Origin of the sequence: Clostridium sp. (assembly GCF_016650095.1) — a bacterium.
In the GTDB taxonomy this organism is placed as follows: Bacteria; Bacillota; Clostridia; order Clostridiales; family Clostridiaceae; genus Clostridium_AD.
The window spans coordinates 1-5,150 of the sequence record NZ_JAENWL010000278.1 but is presented as its reverse complement, the minus strand read 5'-3'; the positions used below and the strand labels follow the sequence as shown (position 1 = coordinate 5,150).

Below are 5,150 nucleotides of genomic sequence, written 5' to 3'. Positions count from 1 at the left end.
CAGGGTCAATTATTAATTGCAGAGAAAGAGAAAAGAGAAGCCCTTAAAGAAGTTATTAAGCTTAAAGATGAATTTCTTTATCTCATTACTCATGAATTGAAAACGCCACTATCAGTTACAAATTTGGCATTACAAGCAATTGACCATTTATGTAAGGATGAAGTTACGCAAAGAGTTGGTAAGTATTTAAAGACAATTAATCAGAATACATACAGACAACTTCGACTAATCAATAATTTACTTGATATTACTCGTATTAGTTCATGTCAAGTGAAGATGAATAAGACAAACTTCAATGTTGTTTATGTTATTGATGCAATTGTAAGTTCGGTGCAATTATATGCTGAACAAAAAAATGTGAATTTAAAATTTACTACTAATTTATCAATAAAGAATATTTATTTTGATGAGGAGAAGATAGAACGTATCATGCTTAACCTTTTGTCTAATGCTTTAAAGTTTACTTCTAGTGGAAAATCAATTACTGTGAGTTTATAGATAAAAAATTATAAAAAAGCAGATATGATTTCTATAAGTGTGCAAGATGAGGGAGTGGGTATTGCCGAGGATAAGCAGAAAATAATTTTTGAAAGATTCGGTCAGGCAGATTCAAGTTTCTCAAGGCAAGCTGAAGGGACGGGGCTCGGGTTGTATCTAGTTAGACTTCTTGTAAGTGAATTAGATGGTGAGATATCATTGAAAAGTCATGAAGGAGTAGGCAGCACATTTACAGTATTGCTTCCTACAATTGATCCAATAAATATTGATGAGATAACTTCATGTAATGAAGTTAATAGCAAATTGCAGAGTGGTGACAATAATGTTATTCAAAGTGCCAAAATCGAATTTTCAGATATATATTTTTAGTTGTGTTTTAGATAAATTAATCTCCGATACTTAAAATTTATGTTATAATGTAGTATAAATAAGATATTATGATATGTCATTTATTTGAAGAAGTAAATATTAAACATGTATTGCCTCGCTTTAGGAGTATGGGGCGTAATAATATTATAAAAATTACCGACTTATCTTAAGTAGATAAGTCGGTCTTTATATGTACTACTAAATATAAATGGAAGTGAGATTGGTGATATAAATGTTAATTCGTAATTTTTTTAGAGACATACTATCCACACTTCCAAGGCTAATGTCTGTGATCATTGTTACAGCTCTTGGAGTATTGCTTTTTGTTGGTATGGGTGAATATAACTTCAATATGGAGAACATGGCTAAAAGCTATTATGATACTCAAAATGTTGCTGATTATTGGGTAAATGGAATTCAGTTTACTAAGTCAGATGAAAGGAAGATCTCAAAACTTGATTCTGTAGAAAGCACCCAGTCAGAGATTAATGTACAAACAGAAATTTATCAAGATGAAAATATTAATATTGATTTGCAGGGTATATCAGGAGATTTTATAATAGACAAGCCTTATATCATTTCAGGAAGAATGTTTGAGAGTAACAAAGAATGCATGCTGGATGCTTCTTATGCTAAAGCTCACAATATTCATATTGATGATAAAATTGATCTAAGAATTAAGAATGAGGATAGAAAACTTAGCTTCATTGTTTGCGCACTCATTGATAGCCCGGAGTATATAAGCAATGTTGGCGATACAGATGCAATTCCCAATAGTTTGAAACATGGTTTTGCATATGTAAAAGAGGATGCTTTAAAAGAGAGGAAAGAATTAATTGGCTATAATACAATCACTTTAAAGCTTAAGGATAATACTTCCGAAAATCAATTTAAAAATGATGTTGAAAAAATTCTAGGTACAAAATTAATACGATTATTAAGTTTTGATGATAATGAAAAAGCTCACATTATAATAACTATGCTCAATAGTTCAAAAGCAATGACCAGTTTGATGCCAATGATATTTTTTTTGATTTCAGCTTTTATTATGTTTACTACTATGACAAGAGTAGTAGAAAATGGCAGAATGATGATTGGAACATTAAAGGCATTTGGATATGGCAAAATTGTTATATTAACTTATTTTTGTTCTTATGCTCTTATTGTGGTAGTTTTGGGCAATATTATTGGGATTTTACCATCAAAATTGTTGGCAAAAGGGATGGTGGGAATTACAAGCTCAATGATGACTCTACCGGATTTTCCATTAGAAATTGATGTTTTATCAATTATTAAATCAGTTATTCTTACAACTGTTATATGTGTGGGGACAGCTGCTGCGGTATGTATAAGTGAGATAAAACATTCTCCCACAGAATGTATGAGGCCAAAGTCACCCAAAATTGGAAAGGCAAACATTTTTGAAAAAATCAAGTTTCTATGGTCAAATATGAACTTTGTTCAGAAGACTATTACAAGGAATATTTTTAGAAATAAAACTAGACTTTTTATGTGCGTAATTGGTGTAGCAGGTTGCATGGCAATTATTCTTACAGGTTTTGGGTTTCATGATTCTATAACAACATCAACTAATAATTTGTTTGCTAATATGTATAAATATGATGCTAATGTAATATTGCAATATGGTGCAACATCGGATGAAGCTGAGAGAATAAAAAAACTCATTGGTGTAGACAGAGCAGAGAGTGTAATGAATCAGCCTATTAAAATATCAAAACATGAAAAAAGTGAAAACACAATAGTTAGCATAATGGAGGATAAAGTATTTCTAATGGTGCCTTCCGTGGAGGTACAGGAAAGTATGACTATGCCTCGTGATGGAACTATAATATCATCTACATTGGCCAAAAAAATGAATATCAAAAATGGTGATATTCTTGACATCCTTGTTGCTGGGGAACCTGACAGTATAAAAGTAAAGGTATCAGAAATTAGGGATAGTATATTTGGTTGTTATTTAAGCAAATCTTTGTGGAGAAAACTGGGGCAGGAATATAAGCCATCTAATGTTTATGTGAAAACAAAGGATGTAAAGAGTTTTATGGAAAGCACAAAAAAATATGATTTTATTAATATCGTAAAATTAAGAAGCGAAATGGAGGTAGCTGTAAATAATCAAACCCGTACAGTAATCTCAATTACTGTGGTGTTTATCATCTTTGGCGGAGTCCTTGGTCTAGTAGTTTTATACAATTTGGGTATTCTAAATTATTATGAGAGAATGAGAGAGCTTGCTACTTTAAAGGTATTGGGGTTTATACCTAAGGAAATAAGGGTATTAGTTCTAAGAGAAAACACAATCTTTACTATTATTGGAATTATAATTGGAATACCACTGGGAATAATATTAACTACATTTATGATAAGTGCAACTCAACAGAAAGATATGACCATAGTAAGAAATATTAAAATTAATAGTTACATATATTCTGCTGGGTTAAGCTTTATATTTTCTTTAATTGTTAATAAGTTTCTTAGCAAAAAGTTAGAGAAAATTGATATGCTTGGGTCTTTGAAAAGTGTGGAGTAGAATAGGTGATTTAGCCCTGGAAATCCAGGGCCTCTTATTTTACTTATTTTAATTTTATATATTAAATATTATTTACAATAGCATCATCTACTGTTTGGACTTTTAATAGATTAGTTGTTCCAGTTATTCCTACTGGCCCTCCAGCGGTTATTACAACAATATCTCCGTGTTTAACTAATTTAAGTTCTAAAGCCTTTTTAACTCCAATTTCAAACATTTCTTCAACGTTTGTTACTTCTCCAATTAGTAATGGGATAACCCCCCAGGAAATGCTTAACTGTCTTTGAACCCTTTTATTTGATGTAGTTGCTATTATGGGACAAGATGCCCTAAATCTAGAAATCATTCTAGCTGTTTGTCCAGATTGAGTTGCAGAAATTATTGCCGCTGCCTTTAGCTTTAAAGCAATTGCGCAAGTTGAATAGCTAATAGCATCTGTAATGTTTTCCACCATTTCAGATTGCATTGCAGCTAGTTTATTTTCATAATCAATAGAGCCTTCTGCCATTTGAGCAATCCTAACCATGGTTTTTACACTGTCAATAGGATATTTACCAATAGCACTTTCACCTGAAAGCATAATCGCACTAGTTCCATCATATACAGCATTTGCAACATCACTAGCTTCGGCCCTAGTAGGTCTTGGATTTATAATCATTGAATCAAGCATTTGAGTTGCTGTTATTACAGGTTTACCACTTTGATAGCATTTTTTGATTATTATCTTTTGAACAATCGGAACTTCCTCTATAGGTATTTCCACCCCTAAATCTCCTCTTGCTACCATAATACCATCTGAAGCCTCTAATATTTCATCAAAATTACTTACGCCCTCTCTATTTTCAATCTTTGCAATTATCCTTATATCCTGTCCACCATTTCTCTGTAATACTTCTCTCACTTCATTTACATTTGAAGCCTTTCTTACAAATGAGCAAGCTATAAAGTCAAATTCATTATCTATAGCAAACTTTATATCTTCAATATCCTGATGTGTTATTCCAGGTAAATGTGTGTCTGTTTCGGGAACATTTACACCTTTGTTATTACTTATGCTGCCACCAATATTTATCTTGCAATAGATGTCCTTACCCACCAATTTTTGCACTTCTATTTCCACCAGTCCATCATTTATTAATATTATTGTGCCAACCTTAACATCTTTATATAGTTCCTTATGGGAAATAGTTGATTTTTGTTCCGTTCCTAAAATGTTTTCATTAACAAGTATAAACTCATTGTTAGCTTGTAATATTACTTCATCTTTTTTAAATTTACCTAATCTAATTTTAGGTCCTTTAATATCAAGCAATAATGCAACCGGAATGTCTAATTTTTCTCTAACTGTTTTTACTCTATCAACTCTTAATTTTTGTTCCTCGTGAGTACCATGAGAAAAATTTAATCTCGCTACATCCATACCTCCAAGTATTAATTGTTCTAAAGAATGCTCATTATCTACAGCGGGTCCTAGGGTACATATTATTTTGGTCATTCTCATTGTAAATTAACTCCTTTCATTTGCGTGCATGAATTATTTATCTAATTATACAATTTTTGACGTAAATTGTAAATAAAATATCCAAGCAAGATATACCATGGGTTGTTATAGTATAGTAATAAATATTAAAACTTCACGCTATATAAAGGAAATTGTAAATTAATGTAGAATTATAATTTATGGAAGCTTAAATAATTATATGTCGTTATACGTGATGAATAATTTATGTTT

Annotated in this window: 4 protein-coding genes; 3 read left to right on the top strand and 1 reads right to left on the bottom strand. The window is 31.2% G+C overall.

Features of this window, described 5'->3' with window-relative positions:
• The 3 genes from JJE11_RS14385 to JJE11_RS14375 form a co-directional block, all read left to right on the top strand.
• The coding region (locus tag JJE11_RS14385; protein WP_291636834.1) for a HAMP domain-containing sensor histidine kinase at nucleotides 1–498 on the top strand (498 nt) is incomplete at its 5' end.
• 24 nt (nucleotides 499–522) lie between these two features.
• Nucleotides 523–867 (top strand): ATP-binding protein, encoded by a 345-nt coding sequence (locus JJE11_RS14380; RefSeq protein ID WP_291636832.1) that lies wholly within the window; start codon nucleotides 523–525, stop codon nucleotides 865–867.
• A 232-nt stretch (nucleotides 868–1,099) separates the two neighbouring features.
• A complete protein-coding gene (locus JJE11_RS14375) occupies nucleotides 1,100–3,418 on the top strand; it encodes an ABC transporter permease (RefSeq protein ID WP_291636831.1) in 2,319 nt (772 codons plus the stop codon).
• A gap of 61 nt (nucleotides 3,419–3,479) precedes the next feature.
• Here the strand turns inward: JJE11_RS14375 and pyk are convergent, their stop codons facing one another.
• Nucleotides 3,480–4,919, bottom strand: a complete 1,440-nt coding sequence (gene pyk / locus JJE11_RS14370) for a pyruvate kinase (RefSeq protein ID WP_291636828.1) — start codon at nucleotides 4,917–4,919, stop codon at nucleotides 3,480–3,482.
• Nucleotides 4,920–5,150: the final 231 nt, after the last annotated feature.